This is a genomic window from Shimia gijangensis (assembly GCF_900142085.1).
Taxonomy (GTDB): domain Bacteria; phylum Pseudomonadota; class Alphaproteobacteria; order Rhodobacterales; family Rhodobacteraceae; genus Shimia; species Shimia gijangensis.
Genome location: NZ_FQZQ01000008.1, coordinates 59049 through 75710 on the forward strand (window position 1 = coordinate 59049; position 16662 = coordinate 75710).

The window sequence follows — 16662 nt, forward strand, 5'->3', positions numbered from 1 at the left end:
GAGGAACCACAATGCGTATTAAATGTCCTCATTGCGGCGAACGGGATCGACGCGAGTTTTATTATGTTGGCGATGCCGTGGCGCTGGATCGCCCAGACCCCGACGCAGGCGACGTGGTCTGGGACGACTATGTGCATAACCGCGACAACCCCGCCGGAGTGACCCGCGATCTTTGGTATCACGAGAGTGGATGTTCTACATGGATTGTCGTGACCCGAAATACGGTCACCCATGAAATCTTAAAAACCGAGCTGGCCTCGAAAGTGAAGGAGGCGATGGCATGAGGATCAATGGTAAGGGTCTGGTCGACCGATCTACTCCGCTGACATTCACCTTTGATGGCCATTCTGTGGATGCTTATGCAGGGGACACCGTAGCATCGGCGCTTTTGGCTGCCGAAGTTAAACTGGTTGCGCGTTCGTTCAAATATCACCGCCCGCGTGGCGTGATGGGAGCGGGCAGCGAAGAAGCTGGTGCGCTGATCACAGTGGGCAATGGGGCCGGACAAGACCCCAACGTGCGTGCGACAATGCAAGAGGTTTACAGCGGTCTGGAAACCCGCTCGCAAAACCGCTGGCCATCTTTGAATTTCGATGTACTGAGCCTCAACGATCTGGCTTCGCCTTTCCTGAGTGCGGGGTTTTATTACAAGACCTTCATGTGGCCCAAAGCGTTTTGGGAAAAGCTGTACGAGCCGGTGATCCGGCGCGCGGCTGGTATTGGTGGGTTGAGTGGAGAGCACAACCCGGACAGCTATGAAAAGGCCTATGCGTTCTGCGATTTTCTGGTGATTGGAGCAGGGTCTGCCGGTTTGATGGCGGCCTTGACTGCCGGCCGCGCTGGAGCTGACGTGATCCTGTGTGATGAAGACAGCATCATGGGTGGACGCCTGAATGGTGAAACCTATGATGTTGGCGGCGCGACGGGCCAGGATTGGGCCGCTTCCACGGTGGCGGAACTGGCGTCGATGGACAACGTACGCCTGATGACACGCACCACCGTGACCGGGGCGTATGACCAGGGCACATTTGGCGCCTTGGAGCGCGTATCGCACCATTTAGAGGATCGCGGTGGTCGTCCGGTGGAATGCTTCTGGCGTATCGCCGCCAAGCGGTCCGTTTTGGCGGCAGGTTCGATCGAACGTCCGGTGGCATTTCGCAACAATGATCGTCCCGGCATTATGACCGCAAGTGCGGTGCGGACTTACCTCAATCGCTATGGTGTGGCGCCGGGCAAGGCGGTGACAGTTTTCGCCAACAATGATGACGCCCATCGTACAGCGCGTGATCTTGTGGAGGCTGGCGTGCATGTGGCCGGTGTGATCGACACCCGTCGTGATGCACCTGACGGCGATGGCTATGAGGTTTATAAAGGGGCTGAGATTTGCAACAGCGAGGGTCGCAAGGCGCTTGAGGCTGTGACGTTCCGCTATCCCGATGGCCGCGAAGACAAACTGCAAACCGACTGTCTGGCGATGTCAGGAGGGTGGAATCCATCTGTGCATATGACTTGCCACATGAATGGGCGACCTGTCTGGAATGAAGGTATTCAATCCTTTGTTCCGGTCGATGGCACTGTCCCGGGCATGTTGACGGCCGGGGCCTGTAACGGCGTGTTTTCAACCCATGGCGCGTTGACCCAAGGCATCGCCGCTGCCCAAGAGGCGCTGAGCGACCTGGGGGTCAAAACGGCAAAAGCAGATGTCCCTAAAGCCGAAGATGCGCCTTATCGCTTGAAGCCACTTTGGGCTGTTGAGGGCAAAGGCCGCGCGTGGCTTGATTTTCAGAACGACGTCACGGTCAAGGACGTGAAACTGGCCGCTGCGGAAAACTTTCGCTCGGTCGAGCATATGAAACGCTATACCACGCAAGGCATGGCGCCAGATCAGGGTAAGAACTCGAATGTGGCGGCGCTGGCGGTGCTGGCAGACGCCACGGGTCGCGGTATTCCTGAAACCGGGACAACCACTTTTCGCCCGCCTTATGTGCCAGTTTCCATTGCAGCGATGGGTGCGGGATCGCAGGGCATCGGGTTTGCGCCACAACGGTTCACCACCAGTCATAAGGCGAGTGTTGAAGCTGGCGCGCCCATGGTCGAAGTGGGCATGTGGTATCGCCCCAGTTTCTTCCCCGCACCGGGTGAAAAGACATGGCGACAATCCTGTGACCGTGAAGTTAACAATGTGCGCAATGCGGTAGGCGTGTGTGACGTGTCAACCCTTGGCAAGATCGACTTGCAGGGCCCGGATGTGGGAGAATTTCTGGATTTCGTCTACACCAACATGTTCTCAACGCTCAAAGTGGGGCGTACCCGTTATGGGCTGATGTTGCGCGAAGATGGTACGGTGATGGATGACGGAACCACGGCACGGATGGGGGAAAATCACTATGTGATGACCACCACCACTGCAGCGGCAGGCCCCGTGATGCGCCACCTTGAGTATGTGCACCAGTGCTTGCGGCCTGATCTGGATGTCTCGATGATTTCGGTCACAGAGCAATGGGCCCAGTTTGCTGTTGCCGGGCCAAAATCGCGTGAATTGCTGAACGGATTATTGGCAGAAGAGATCAACAGTGACAGCTGGCCATTCATGGCCTGCGGTGAGGCCTTGATCCAAGGTGTGAAGGGCCGCTTGTTCCGCATCTCTTTCTCGGGAGAACATGCTTATGAGGTTGCGGTGCCGTCACGCTATGGTGACAGCCTGTTCCGATTGCTGGTCTCGCGCGCCGAGTCTATGGGCGGTGGTGCCTACGGCATGGAGGCGCTGAATGTGCTGCGTATCGAGAAAGGCCACATCACCCATTCAGAAATCCATGGCCGCACCAATGCGTTCGACATTGGCTTCGCTCGTATGGTCAGCGCCAAGAAAGACTGTATCGGTAAAACAATGAGTGAGCGTCCCGGCTTAGTGGGCGACACACGCGAGCAACTTGTCGGTCTCAAACCCATTGGGGTGGTGAAACAACTGACCGCCGGGGCGCATCTGTTTGAGAAGGGCGCTGATCCGGTTCGTGTGAACGAGCAGGGCTATACCACGTCAGTCGGGTTTTCGCCCACGCTAGAAACCTATCTTGGGCTTGGGTTTTTGAGAAACGGGCGTGCTCGCCATGGTGAAGAGATCCAGATGGTGGATCACTTGCGTGGCATCACAACCCAATGTGTGGTCTGTGATCCGGTATTTATTGATCCTGAAGGAGGACGTGTTCGTGGTTGATTTGATGGCAAAATCGCCCTGTGACGGGCTGCTTCCGGTTGAGCATGGTGGCGTTTCGCTGAGTGAGATTGACATGACCGTGCTGACCTCAGTCTCCCCATACAAAGGTCAGGACAAGGCTTTGTCGGCTGCGCTGAAAGAAGCACATGGAATGGCGTTTCCCGGGATCAACCGGGCCACGGGCAAAGAAGGGGCGCGTGCGATCTGGTTTGGACAAGGTCAGGCAATGCTCATCGGGCCGGATCCGGCCTCTTCGCTTTGCGTGCATGCTGCGGTGACGGATCAATCTGATGCCTGGGTTTTGGTGCGGCTTGAAGGAGGCAGAGCCGAAGATGTGCTGGCCCGTTTGGTGCCGGTTGATCTGCGGCAGGCAGCTTTTAAACGTGGACACACGGCGCGCACCCAATTGCAGCACATGATGATCTCAGTCACCCGCACGGGGGACAGCAGTTTTTTGATAATGGCCTTCCGATCCATGGCCAAAACCCTTGTGCATGATCTGGAAACTGCCATGCGGGGGGTTGCGGCAAGGCACGCGGGCTGACATCTATAGAGGGTCTGCCTGTTGCTGCCAAAAGGTGTATCCAATGCGTAATCTTACCATCGCTTCTTGCCTGAGCCTTGTTGTTTTATCGTCGCCCGTTTTTGCGGACAAAGCTGAAGAGTGCCAGTTGCAGGCTGATATTGTGACCCGCGCAACAGAATTGCGCATCGAACGCAACAGCCAGAAAAAGACACTTGAGATCATGACCTCTGGCGAAGATGAAGCCGTTGCGGAAGCATATATCGGGGCTGTTCCGGCGATTGTGGACTGGATTTACACGCTGAAGCGCAAAGAACTGAAGCAAGAGGTCGGCCCGGGTGAGTCCTACTATAGCTCCTGCGTTGCACAATAACTGGAAAGAGGCGCCTCTTGCGCCCATATTTGATCGATGAGCCTGCCACCCGGATTTCTGGATGAATTGCGCACCCGCACCAGCCTGACACAGGTGGTGGGGCGTAAAGTCATGTGGGATGCACGCAAATCCAATCAAGGCAAGGGCGACATGTGGTCTCCGTGCCCATTTCATCAGGAAAAAACTGCATCCTTTCACGTCGATGACCGCAAGGGTTTCTATTATTGTTTTGGGTGTCACGCTAAAGGGGATGCAATTTCCTTTGTGCAGGAAACCGAAAATGTCGGTTTCATGGAGGCAATCCGTATTCTTGCTGATGAAGCCGGAATGCAGATGCCAGCGCGTGATCCCCGAGCGCAGGAAAAGTCCGACCGACGTACGCTGTTGGTTGAGGTTATGGAACAAGCGGCCCAGTTTTTCCGTCTGCAGTTGAAAACCGGCGCTGGAACGACGGCGCGGGACTATTTAGATGGTCGCGGGCTGGGTGAAGCCGCCCGGGACCGCTGGGAAGTTGGCTTTGCACCCGATGGATGGCAGGCGCTGTGGGATCACCTGACGGCAAAGGGCGTTGAGGCTGATCTGATTATAGGCTGCGGATTGGCGAAACCGTCGACCAAAGGCGGCAAACCTTATGACACGTTCCGCAACCGCATAATGTTCCCGATCCGCGACGCCCGAGGGCGCTGTATCGCTTTTGGCGGCCGCGCGATGGACCCAAATGACAACGCCAAATATCTGAACAGCCCTGAGACGGAATTGTTCGACAAGGGTCGCAGCCTATACAATCACGCCCCCGCCCGCGAGGCGGCTGGTAGAGGTCAGCAATTGCTGGTCGCCGAAGGTTACATGGACGTGATTGCCCTTGGCGAAGCGGGATTTGGCGCGTCCGTCGCGCCTTTGGGTACAGCGATTACCGAAAACCAGCTGGAGCTTTTGTGGCGCATCGCGCCCGAACCGGTGATTGCGCTGGATGGCGACAAGGCGGGTCTGCGCGCCGCTATGCGGTTGATTGATCTGGCGCTTCCTCTTCTTGAAGCCGGAAAATCTCTTCGCTTTGCCTTGATGCCCGAAGGGCAGGACCCGGACGATGTGATCCGTGCCAAAGGGGCAAGAGCCGTTCAAAAGGTGCTTGAAGCCGCAATCCCTATGGTGGACTTGCTTTGGCAACGCGAAATTGAGGGCAAGATTTTCGACAGCCCTGAACGCAAAGCGGCGTTGGACAAGGCGCTGCGCGAAAAGATCATGCTAATCCGCGACCCGTCCATTCGCCGGCACTATGGCGACGCGATCAAAGACATGCGGTGGCAATTGTTTCGGCCCCAGCGAGGTGGAGGGGGATTTCGCGGCAAAGGCAAATGGAACGCCCAACCCAAGGTGCAGACCGACACGCGCGCCTCGATGTTGGCAGCATCTCATGGGGCCGTTGAGCAGCGCCTGCGTGAAGCGGTTATTCTGGCGGTTGCACTTTGCACTCCCGAGGTTCTCGACGATTTTGAACATGAGATTGAGCGGTTGGAGTGTCAGGATCCGGAAAACGCACGCCTGCGAGATGCTTTGTTGCGTTATGCCAACAGTCCCGATCCGCGCGCCGCGATAGAACAAGCTTTGGGGCCTGAGGCTGTTGAAAAGCTGCTGCGCCACCCCCATGTGGCGATTGCGCCCGCCGTGCGTCGCCCTGGTGATGTGGAAATGGCACGCCTGACCCTGAGCGAAGAGCTGGCCAAACTCACAACCGAACACGGGCTAACGGTCGAGATTGCCGAAGCAGAAGAAGACTTGCGAGGGGTTGCAGACGAAGCTGTCACCTGGAGACTTGGGCAGGCGGCCCAAGCCCGTAACCGCGCTTTGCAAAGCAGGCAAGAAGACAGCGGAGATTTTGACGTTGGCCCAAACGGGGCACCGATCGACAAAGAAGAGCGTGCCGCACTGGACGCATTGATGGAACGAATTGGCTCTCCGAAGAAATCCAGCTAGGCGTTTGCTGGGCTTTCCGTTGAGGAGCAGGTAAAGGAATCAGGGTAAACGGGTTGCGAATCACTCAATCTAACGATTGATTCGTTTTAGCGAATCACCCACGAGCCCTTTTTGCAGGAGCACCGCATGGCCGCCAAAGATACCGACGACCGTAAGTCCACTGACCAAGAGGCCGAATCCTCGCTGGATATGAGCCAGACAGCCGTCAAAAAGATGATCGCTGAGGCTCGGGAGAAGGGCTACATCACCTATGATCAGCTGAATCAGGTTTTGCCCCCCGATCAGGTGAGTTCCGAACAGATTGAAGACGTGATGTCGATGCTGTCGGAAATGGGCATCAACATCATTGAAGATGAAGAAGCCGAAGAAGAAGATCAAAAATCTACCGCAGTGGTCGACACATCGTCGGCCAACCGTGAGGTCACTCTGGGCTCTGGCACCGCTGAAAAGCTGGACCGCACAGATGATCCGGTGCGCATGTACCTGCGCGAAATGGGCTCAGTTGAACTGTTGAGTCGCGAGGGCGAAATCGCCATCGCCAAGCGTATCGAAGCTGGCCGTAACACGATGATTGCCGGGCTTTGCGAAAGCCCGCTGACATTTCAGGCGATCACCATCTGGCGCGACGAACTTTTGTCTGAAGACATTCTGTTGCGCGATGTGATCGACCTTGAGACCACATTTGGCAATCAGATGGGAGAAGAGGAAGAAGAACCCGTAGTTGATACCTCGAACGTCAATGCCGCTCCCAAGAAAGAAGGCGAAGACAGCCCCGAGCTGGACGCCGATGGCAACCCGATTGCCAAGGACGACGACGACGACGAAGACGAACAGGCCAACATGTCGCTCGCGGCAATGGAAGCGGCACTGAAGCCACGGGTTCTCGAAACTCTGGACCTGATTGCGCGTGATTTTGCCTTGTTGTCGGAAATGCAGGACGCCCGGATCAGCGCGACCTTGAATGAAGATGATACGTTCTCGAAAAAAGCTGAGGACAAGTATCAAAAACTGCGCGCCGAGATCGTTCTTTTGGTAAATGAACTGCACCTGCACAACAACCGCATCGAAGCATTGATTGACCAGCTCTACGGCATCAATCGCCGCGTGATGCAGATCGATGGCGCGATGGTCAAGCTTGCCGACCAAGCCCGGATCAACCGCCGCGAATTCATTGAAGCCTACCGCGGTCGCGAGCTGGACCCGACTTGGCTCGAGGACATGAGCCAAAAGACAGGCCGTGGCTGGCAGATGTTTATGGAACGCTCAAAAGACAAAGTGCTGGAACTGCGCGCTGACATGGCTCAGGTCGGTACTTATGTGGGTCTGGATGTTTCTGAATTTCGCCGGATTGTGCAGCAAGTTCAAAAAGGTGAAAAAGAGGCGCGTCAAGCCAAGAAAGAAATGGTCGAAGCCAACCTGCGTCTGGTGATTTCGATTGCCAAAAAATACACCAACCGTGGGCTGCAATTCCTTGATCTTATTCAGGAAGGTAACATTGGCCTGATGAAGGCGGTGGACAAGTTCGAATACCGTCGCGGGTACAAATTCTCGACCTATGCGACTTGGTGGATCCGTCAGGCAATCACCCGTTCGATTGCCGATCAGGCCCGCACCATCCGTATTCCGGTTCACATGATTGAAACGATCAACAAACTGGTTCGCACCGGTCGTCAGATGCTGCACGAGATTGGCCGCGAGCCGACGCCGGAAGAGCTGGCCGAGAAACTGCAAATGCCGCTTGAGAAAGTGCGCAAGGTGATGAAAATTGCCAAAGAGCCAATCAGCCTCGAAACCCCGATTGGCGACGAAGAAGACAGCCAACTGGGTGATTTCATCGAGGACAAGAATGCCGTTTTGCCATTGGACAGCGCCATTCAGGAAAACCTCAAGGAAACCACCACGCGGGTTCTGGCGTCGCTTACTCCACGCGAAGAACGGGTTTTGCGAATGCGGTTTGGTATCGGTATGAACACCGACCATACGCTGGAGGAAGTTGGCCAACAGTTCAGCGTGACCCGCGAACGCATTCGTCAGATTGAAGCGAAAGCCTTGCGGAAACTGAAACACCCCAGCCGGTCGCGAAAACTGCGCAGCTTCCTGGATCAGTGATTAGAGCGGCGCCTTCGGGCGCCGTTTTCTTTGTAATGCCTGCACCCGATTTTGAATGCGCGAATATGATGCAGGAAGAATTCAAGTCAGGAGGCCCCCATGTCATTTCTTAAAAAACTCTTCGGTGGAAGTGGTGAAAGCACGCCTGCGCCCAAGGCCGAACCGGTCGAATACAACGGCTTTTCAATCTACGCAGAGCCCATAAATGAAGGCTCCATTTTTCGGATTGCGGCGCGGATCGAAAAAGAAGTCGACGGTGAACGACGCACCCAACAACTTGTGCGGGCAGATACGCTGAACAACTCCGACATGGCCGCCGAGATTTCGTTGACTAAGGCCAAGCAAGTCATTGACGAGCGCGGTGAGCGACTTTTTGACGGGCCAAATGCCTGACGGAACATGCCTAATTTTCCGATCGGTGTCGTAAACAGGCCAGCCCTACCAGCGAGCCAAATGCCTTCTTCGCGTTAGGTAGGAGGACGAAATGGCTAATCCAAGTAAATATAGCCCTGACACACGCCGGGTTTCGGTGTCAGCACGGGATGCGCATAAGATCATCACCGGGCTAATGGCCCATCACGGATGCGCCCCGGAAGTTTGCAAAGACGTGGCCGATCATTTGATGGATTCAGAGTTCAGTGGTGTTGAATCCCATGGCGTGTGGCGTATCCACCAATATGCGAAATATTACGAAACCGGCTATTTGCGCGCCAACACGCAGGCGCGTCTCTATCAAAATGACAAGGGTGCCTGGTTGGTGGATGGAGGCGGCAGCATCGGAATTCCCGCCATGTCCATAGCTGTAAAGAATGTTGTGGCGCGGGCGAAGGACACTGGGATTGCGGCGATTGCGCTGCATGATGTTGGGCACACCGGCAGGCTTGGGCGATTTGCCGAGGAGGCGGCAGATCAGGGCATGTTGTTGATCATTATCGGCGGAGGTGGGCGCGAGAACTGGAGATTGGTGGCCCCCTACGGTGGAGCCAAACCCCTGATGTCGACCAACCCTTATGCAATTGGTATTCCCGGCGGTGATCACGGTCCGGTTGTGATGGACTTTGCCACGTCTGCCGCTGCGGCAGGGTGGGTTTACGGCGCGCAAATTGCCGGAGCGTCGCTGCCGGATGGCGTTCTGATCGACAAAGAAGGGGCACCGACCAACAACCCGGACGACTATTTTGATGGGGGCGCTATTCTGACGGCAGGCGGGCCCAAAGGTTATGCTATGGCAGTGGCTGCTGAGATGATTGCAGAGGCGATGCTCGGCCCGGTCACAACCGAATGCAACTGGCTGATGATCGCGGTGGACTGTGGTCTTTACCGCGAAGCGTCTGCAATGCAGAAAACTGCCGAAAGCATTTTAGCCGAGTTGCGCCACTGCCCTCCGGCACAGGGTTTTGATCGCGTTGAGGTGCCGGGAGAACGGGAGCGTGCCGCACGTGATCGCAATCAGGACCAACCAATTGAACTACCTGTCGCGACCTGGTTGGAAATACTTGAGCTTGCACGCGAGGCCGGCGTCTCTTTGCCGATGGAGTGATGGCGCAAGCACTTTTACCGAACTGCTATTGAACAAGCCGTTGAACGCACATTAGATTATTGGTAGTCCAGCTAACAGAGGTCCCATGTTCTTACGTCGTTTTATCCCCGCTTTTGTTGCAACGACTATGATTGCCACGACGGCCATTGCATTTGGGATTGTTCCCTGGCGCGTGAACTTGCTGCCGGGAAAGGGAAACTTCGAAGTCATTGAAGGAGCTGGTTCCGGCAATCAGAGATTTTGGTGCGAGGCCGGGAAATTCGCGGCCGGTCCTTTACGAGCGCGCGGGAATACGCGGATGTATATTCTGACACCAACTGGCCCGGCCAAAACACAAGCGAACTCTTTTGGCGTTGGTTTCACGATTGCTCCAACTCAGGAAATTCTGGATGCCGCCAATCGACCCGGTGATGGGGGGAATTATTCAGTGTCCATCACTAAGGTCGGCTACAATCTGACGGTCAGCCATGCGCGTGGGTTTTGCGGTCGAAATATCCTGTTCTAAACAACGTTTGTTAGAAGCTCAGCAGATTTGACAGGGGGGCACGAACCGGAGGAGATGTTTGTGGAAAAGCAATTCGTTGACGTGAATGGTCAGAAAATGGCCTATGTCGAGATCGGATCCGGGCGGCCGATTGTGTTTCTGCACGGCAATCCTACGTCCTCCTATCTGTGGCGCAACGTGATGCCAGAATTGGCGCATCTTGGACGATGTATCGCGCCTGACCTGATCGGTATGGGCGACAGCGCCAAATTGCCAGATGCAGAACAAGACACTTATACGTTTCAAACGCACCGAGCTTATCTGGATGGTTTCTTTAAAGCTCTGGACTTGCGTGAAGACGTGCTTTTTATCATCCATGACTGGGGATCGGCCTTGGGGTTCGATTGGGCCAATCGACATCGAGGGTCCGTGTCAGGTATCGCCTATATGGAGGGGATCGTGACACCGCTGGCAGGCTGGGATCAATTCAATCCCCGAGCCGCACCAGTGTTTCAGGCCTTTCGTACCGAAGCGGGTGAAGACATGATCCTGGATAAAAACATGTTCATCGAGCGTGTTTTGCCGGGGTCGATTTTGCGTGATCTGACCCCGGAGGAAATGGATGAATATCGCCGTCCGTTTCTGAACCGAGAGGATCGTTGGCCGACCTTGACCTGGCCTCGTCAAATCCCGGTTGGTAATGACCCTGTAGATGTAACCGAAATCGTGCGGGCCTATAGTGAATGGCTTGCAGTTAGTGAGATGCCTAAATTGTTTGTCAACGCTGAACCAGGGGCTATTCTGGTAGGGGCTGTGCGCGAGATATGCCGAGGTTGGCCGAATCAAAGTGAAGTCACGGTCGCAGGCAGTCATTTCATTCAGGAAGACAGCGGCCCTGAGATTGGGCGCGCCGTTGCGGAATGGATCACGATTAATGGGATATAGGGGCGTTGCCCCTCGCGTTTTTAGCGCTCACCCCAGAGTAATTCTGAAAAAGTAAAAGCCGGGTTGATGATGCAGCGAGAATTTTCACTCCAGACCCATGGACAGGGGCTTTATGAGTTTACACGGGGTGTTGTCGCGTGGGTGGAAGACTGCGAAGTGGATACTGGGCTATTGACCTTGTTTGTACGGCACACATCCTGCAGCTTGTTGATCCAGGAAAATGCGGACCCGGAAGTCCAAACTGATCTGCAAAATTTTTTTCACCGATTGGTGCCTCCGAGCACGGACCCATCGATGTCTTACCTGACCCATACTTATGAGGGTCCCGACGACATGCCGGCCCATATCAAGGCGGCGATGATGCCGGTGTCTTTGTCGATTCCGATTTCGGCAGGCAACGCGGTGTTGGGCACATGGCAGGGGATTTACCTGTTCGAGCATAGAAATACGCCGCACACGCGGAGCGTGGCGGCGCATATTCTTGCATGAATAGGAAGTCTTGGAGGAACTTCTTAGACCCTAGATGGGGATAAAAACCGGTTTGCAACAGGGGGAATGAAAAAAATAATTCCCCGTGACGGCGAAAATTCATCATGTTGCGGTTGAAATTGCCCCCTACCCAAACCCTAGCGGCTGACCTATAGTGCCTGTGGATAAGTTGGGATTGCACCCAACTGCCAGAGGCAGAGACAAAACTGAAGGGGAAGGCCTATGCGCTGCCCGTTTTGCGGAAATATCGACACTCAAGTCAAAGATTCACGTCCAGCCGAGGATCATGTTTCGATCCGGAGGCGCCGGTTTTGTCCGGCGTGCGGTGGACGGTTCACCACCTATGAACGCGTGCAACTGCGCGATCTGGTGGTTGTGAAAACCAATGGCCGTCGGGAAGACTTTGATCGTGACAAACTGGAGCGCTCAATTCGTATTTCAATGCAGAAACGACCGGTAGACCCAGAGCGCATCGATCAGATGATTTCGGGTATTGTGCGGCGGCTTGAGAGTATGGGCGAGACCGATATTCCATCAAAAACGATCGGTGAGATCGTGATGGAGGCGCTGGCCCGGATCGACACTGTGGCCTATGTGCGGTTTGCCAGTGTTTACAAGAACTTCCAGGCAGCAGATGACTTTGACAAATTTGTCTCTGAGCTGCGTCCTGATACGCCGCCGGAAGAGTAACCCTGTCTGACAGACGCTATATGGCGCTGGCCCTGACGCTTGGTCGTCGGGGGCAAGGCAACACGTGGCCCAACCCTGCGGTGGGCTGCGTTCTTGTGCGTGATGGTCGCATTGTGGGGCGAGGCTGGACCCAGCCCGGAGGCCGTCCGCATGCGGAAACCGAGGCCCTGAAGCAGGCCGGCGATCTTGCACGTGGAGCAACGGCTTATGTGACGCTTGAACCTTGTGCGCATCATGGGCAAACGCCTCCTTGCGCCGAAGCTTTGGTCGCAGCCGGTATCGTGCGAGTTGTTGTGGCCGTCGAAGACAGTGATAGCCGTGTAGCAGGCAAAGGTCTGGCGCTCTTGCGGGGCGCCGGAATTGAGATTGAAATCGGGGTGATGGCAGATGAAGCCGCCCACGATTTGCAAGGCTTTTTCCTAAAGACCGATCTGGGGCGACCATTTTTGACATTAAAGCTCGCTGAGAGCCTTGATGGGCGCATTGCCACGGCAACAGGGGAAAGCCAGTGGATCACGGGCCCCCAGTCGCGGCGGTTGGTGCATGCAATGCGCGCGAGCCATGATGCGGTGATGGTTGGCGGCGGTACAGCGCGGGTTGATGATCCGTCATTGACCGTGCGCGAATTGGGTGTGGATCATCAACCGGTCAGGGTTGTTGTGTCACGCCGGTTAGATATTCCGCTTTTGGGGAATCTGGCGCGAACGGCGCGGGATGTGCCCGTCTGGATCGCACATGGCCGCGACGCGGATTCGTTGTTGATAGATACATGGCGCGATCTGGGGGCTGTCATGTTGCCTTGTGATTTGCAGGGTGCGCATCTGTCACCTGCGTCTGTGCTGCAGGCTTTGGGCGGGCAAGGCATGACCCGCGTCTTTTGTGAAGGCGGCGGCGCGTTGGCGGCGTCCTTGCTTGTCGCCGATTTGGTAGATGAGTTGGTTACCTTTCACGCCGGGCTCGCGCTTGGGGCCGAGGGGTTTGCGGCAATTGGGCCCATGGGGATTGAAAAACTAAGCAATGCACCTCGATATCGTCTGGCCGAAAGCCAAAAGGTCGGCGCCGATCTGATGACGGTTTGGCGGCGTTAACCGCGACGCCAAAGCGCGCTATAGCTGGCGAACACACCTTGAAGTTTTGACAGCATGCGGTTGACCCGGCCGGGATGCGGGATGTCTGCACACGCTAGGCGTTCGATGGCCACCTCAGCAGGGCAGGGCAGACTGGTCACTGGGTCAAAATAGCGTGGATAGTCGATCAAAACAGCATGTACGAGACCCTCAAGCGATGGCGTCGCAGTGCGTCGATCAGGTGTCTGTCCGCGGTCATCAGTCAGCCCCCAACCCGCATAGAAGGGTGCGCCCATAGTGACGACTTTCGTGCCGCGAAGAAGGGCTTCGAAACCAGTGCCCGAGGTCATTGTCCAGACCTCATCAATCTGTTCCAGCAATGCAGCCATATCGGCGTGATCTATCACCACATCGGCCCATTGTTCCGGGTTTTTGACTGCACCAATGCGCAAATCTGCCACCACATCAGGGTGCGGTTTGTAAATCACCACAGCGTCAGGATTTTCCGTCCGCACCTGTTTTAACAGGGCGGCATTGGTATTGGTTTCTCCTGCGCCTCGCTGGATTGAGGCATCATCTTCGACCTGACCAGGCACCAGAATACGCCGGCCCTGTGGTAACTCGGGCAGGTCCCCTCCAAGGTTGTATTTGCTTACCCCTTGTTTGCGCAGGGCCATCATCAGTTTTTCTACCCGCAAGGCTTGATCCGGTCTGAGATCGGCGCGCTGACTGATGAATTGCTCCAGTCGGCTGGGTAGTGACGGGTCGTAGTAGATGCCAAGATCATCCAGCACCAAAGACAAGGGTGGCACCAATTCGGCGCCGAGACCACGCGAGCGAAGGAACCCGTCTTCAACTCGTACTGCGGTGTCGGGCGCATCGTTCAGCCCCCAAACCATATGGCGCCGGGTTGGATCGGATTTGCCGAACTTCATGGGGCGAAATGTGCCAAACATTTTCTGTAAATGGGCCCGCTTCCAAAGACTCATGGCATGGCCATTCCACCCCTGACGGTCATCGCGCCAGACCCGCGTGGCAGCCTCTAATGTGTCAATCGCCTGCTCTAACGTACAAAGTTTATCGCGAAATGGATCATACCAGCGCGGGTAAAGGATCATGGCAGCTGCAAACAGCTGGGCACGCGTCAGGATACGTTGGCGGCGTGGCACTGGTCTTTCGTCATTGGTAAGACCCCAGCCTGCATAAAACGGCTGACCAAAGACACGCGGTTTGTGGCCCGCAAAAATGGCCTCAAAACCCATTTGTGAAGAAACTGTGTAGACGCCAACCGCACCTTCGAACAAAATCCAGGGTGAGTGTGGATCGCTACAAAGCTTAACGCGATCGGTTTCATCTTTGGGTCCGAAGTATCCCTGTCGTTGACCCTGTGCTGTCTCGGGATGGGTTTTGATGATCACTCGGCAACCAGGGTGCTCTTCCTGCGCCATCACCAGCATTTCAACAAACTCGGCCCGGTCGGCTTTGCTGGCCGTGACCGAAGCATCGCCGCGGGTCTGGTCGATGACCAGAACATAGCCGGGATCAGGCGAGGGCAGGGACGGATCATTGCCAGAGTATTTTGACAGATGGGCCTCTTTCAAACGCTCCATGGCTGCGCGGGCGCGGTTTAACAATGCGCTGTCATCCAGCGGATGTTTGGTCAGGAGGTCTTCCAGATCAGAAGGAACTGAGGGGTCAAAATGCGGAGATTGATGATCAATCACCAATCCCAATGGGGGTTCGCTACCCGCGCGACCCGGCAGGACAGATCGCAAAGCCGCGTCTTCTACATAAACAATACCGGCGCCTGTGAAGTCTGAGACCGCTTCGCCGCGCGAAGATGTTGGGCTTTGCCCCCAGACCGCGACCAAATCCTCCTCTGAGGGTTTGCCGAAGGTCACCTGCAAGCCAGATAGACGCAAAATACGTTTCACCCGCGATTGCGTGAAAAAGCCGCCATTGAAAGCGAAAAGCCGCCGGAGAGAGGTCCCTTCGGCGGCTTTGTTATCGAAAGACGTCTGCGTCAATTATAGACCACCCAATGAACCGATCGTGTCAGCCGATGTAAGTGTGCCGGTAATTGAGGCAATAGTTTTGTCCCATGTGGTGATCGGTGCTTCGGTCACATACAGCGTGTCGCCATCACGAATCACAAAGTCACGGGCCACAAACATGCCGTTGGGTTGGGTCAGATCAAGCACATAGACCATGCGCTGAGAGCCTTCCAGTTCCTGACGCCCCAATACCTGTTCAGAAACCGCTTCGGCTTCGTTACGGAAAATGAAGACGCCTGTGGGGTCGCCTTGGTTGGCGTTAATACCACCAACTTGTGCAATGGCTTCAAGCGCGGACATATCTTTGGTTTCAAAGTTGACACGGCTCTGAGTACCCGTTGCGCCAAGAGCAGTGAAGGCGCGGGTGTCTTCCTCGACCAGAATGCGATCTCCACCACGCAACGCGATGTCCAGCTGTGGATTTTCATAAAGGTCCTGTAACCAGATTTGGCCGCGCATATTGCCGCGTAGAACTGTAACCTGAGCGATCTCGGGCGTGATCGTCACCCCACCGGCGTTAGCCAGCATGGCGGTCAACGTGCGTGTCGGGCGTTCAATAGGGTAAACACCCTGAGCCCCGATGGACCCAACCAGCGAAACAGTGGAGCCATCTCCTGCAACCCTGCGGACTTCAACCTGAGGGTCCGGGGTTTGTTCTTCGAGTTTTGTACTGATGATCCGGCGAATGGACTCGGGCGTATTGCCCGCGGCCCGGATGCGGCCGGCGTAAGGAACAAAGACAAAGCCCGCGCCGTCAACCTGAACTTCTTCTAGGACGGCTGCAACTTGACCTTCGGGTCCCAAAAGCGGTTTGTCCACGTTTTCCCAGATTGTCAGGGACAGGACATCACCCGGTCGAATGGTGTCTGAGCCTATCACACCGGCGTTCTGAAACTGACCGGTGAATCCCAACGCAGGCACAACGGCGGTGGCGCGCGTCACGCGGTCGTTTACGGCCACAACAAAAGCATCGCCTTCTTGTTGCACAGACCCAGCATAGATTTCTTTTTTGTTCGGACCTGCACGTGGAATCAGGCTACAGGACGAAACGACGGTCAGCGCCACAACAATTGCGACGCACTTCACCCAGCGTTTTTCTACGGGTTTCACTGCTCGGTCTCCTCGACCTATTATTATTCTGCCTCAGTCTTTTTTTGTTAAACTACCGGAATCCGAAACGAAAATCCAGCGCTAGACCTT

The 16662-nt window shown here is 55.6% G+C and carries 15 protein-coding genes; 13 read left to right on the plus strand and 2 right to left on the minus strand.

Annotated features, from left to right (window positions below):
- Positions 1-11 precede the first annotated feature (11 nt).
- The 13 genes from BUC32_RS08750 (at position 12) to ribD (ending at position 13429) form a co-directional block, all read left to right on the plus strand.
- Positions 12-284, plus strand: a complete 273-nt coding sequence (locus BUC32_RS08750; RefSeq protein ID WP_073251682.1) for a sarcosine oxidase subunit delta — start codon at positions 12-14, stop codon at positions 282-284.
- Entirely contained in the window at positions 281-3214 is a 2934-nt protein-coding gene (locus BUC32_RS08755) for a sarcosine oxidase subunit alpha family protein (RefSeq protein WP_073251684.1), read from the plus strand. Before BUC32_RS08750 ends, BUC32_RS08755 begins: the two co-directional genes overlap by 4 nt.
- The gene (locus BUC32_RS08760; RefSeq protein WP_073251685.1) at positions 3207-3758 is read left to right on the plus strand and encodes a sarcosine oxidase subunit gamma; all 552 of its coding nucleotides are present in this window, start codon (positions 3207-3209) and stop codon (positions 3756-3758) included. Before BUC32_RS08755 ends, BUC32_RS08760 begins: the two co-directional genes overlap by 8 nt.
- Positions 3759-3801: 43 nt before the next feature.
- On the plus strand, positions 3802-4110 hold the full coding sequence (locus BUC32_RS08765; RefSeq protein WP_073251687.1) for a hypothetical protein: 309 nt from the start codon (positions 3802-3804) through the stop codon (positions 4108-4110).
- A gap of 36 nt (positions 4111-4146) precedes the next feature.
- The gene (gene dnaG, locus BUC32_RS08770; RefSeq protein ID WP_073251688.1) at positions 4147-6084 is read left to right on the plus strand and encodes a DNA primase; all 1938 of its coding nucleotides are present in this window, start codon (positions 4147-4149) and stop codon (positions 6082-6084) included.
- 126 nt (positions 6085-6210) lie between these two features.
- Positions 6211-8193, plus strand: coding sequence for an RNA polymerase sigma factor RpoD (gene rpoD, locus BUC32_RS08775; protein WP_073251691.1), 1983 nt, complete (start codon positions 6211-6213; stop codon positions 8191-8193).
- A 99-nt stretch (positions 8194-8292) separates the two neighbouring features.
- Positions 8293-8586, plus strand: coding sequence for an HlyU family transcriptional regulator (locus BUC32_RS08780; protein WP_073251693.1), 294 nt, complete (start codon positions 8293-8295; stop codon positions 8584-8586).
- Between the two features lie 91 nt (positions 8587-8677).
- On the plus strand, positions 8678-9733 hold the full coding sequence (locus BUC32_RS08785; protein ID WP_073251695.1) for an Ldh family oxidoreductase: 1056 nt from the start codon (positions 8678-8680) through the stop codon (positions 9731-9733).
- Between the two features lie 298 nt (positions 9734-10031).
- The gene (locus BUC32_RS20400; RefSeq protein WP_139280686.1) at positions 10032-10238 is read left to right on the plus strand and encodes a hypothetical protein; all 207 of its coding nucleotides are present in this window, start codon (positions 10032-10034) and stop codon (positions 10236-10238) included.
- 60 nt (positions 10239-10298) lie between these two features.
- The gene (locus BUC32_RS08795; RefSeq protein WP_245815156.1) at positions 10299-11162 is read left to right on the plus strand and encodes a haloalkane dehalogenase; all 864 of its coding nucleotides are present in this window, start codon (positions 10299-10301) and stop codon (positions 11160-11162) included.
- Positions 11163-11231: 69 nt separating this feature from the next.
- Positions 11232-11651, plus strand: coding sequence for a secondary thiamine-phosphate synthase enzyme YjbQ (locus BUC32_RS08800; RefSeq protein ID WP_073251838.1), 420 nt, complete (start codon positions 11232-11234; stop codon positions 11649-11651).
- 222 nt (positions 11652-11873) lie between these two features.
- Positions 11874-12341: a transcriptional regulator NrdR gene (gene nrdR / locus BUC32_RS08805; RefSeq protein ID WP_073251701.1), complete on the plus strand. Its 468-nt coding sequence runs from the start codon at positions 11874-11876 to the stop codon at positions 12339-12341.
- A 20-nt stretch (positions 12342-12361) separates the two neighbouring features.
- Entirely contained in the window at positions 12362-13429 is a 1068-nt protein-coding gene (gene ribD / locus BUC32_RS08810; protein ID WP_073251703.1) for a bifunctional diaminohydroxyphosphoribosylaminopyrimidine deaminase/5-amino-6-(5-phosphoribosylamino)uracil reductase RibD, read from the plus strand.
- Here the strand turns inward: ribD and BUC32_RS08815 are convergent.
- Together BUC32_RS08815 and BUC32_RS08820 are read right to left on the minus strand one after the other, a co-directional pair.
- Positions 13426-15435: a capsular polysaccharide biosynthesis protein gene (locus BUC32_RS08815; protein WP_073251705.1), complete on the minus strand. Its 2010-nt coding sequence runs from the start codon at positions 15433-15435 to the stop codon at positions 13426-13428. The two genes, ribD and BUC32_RS08815, sit on opposite strands and share 4 nt — an antisense overlap.
- Complete coding sequence (locus BUC32_RS08820; RefSeq protein ID WP_245815158.1) at positions 15436-16572, minus strand: polysaccharide biosynthesis/export family protein; 1137 nt, start codon at positions 16570-16572, stop codon at positions 15436-15438. It lies immediately after the preceding gene.
- Positions 16573-16662: the final 90 nt, after the last annotated feature.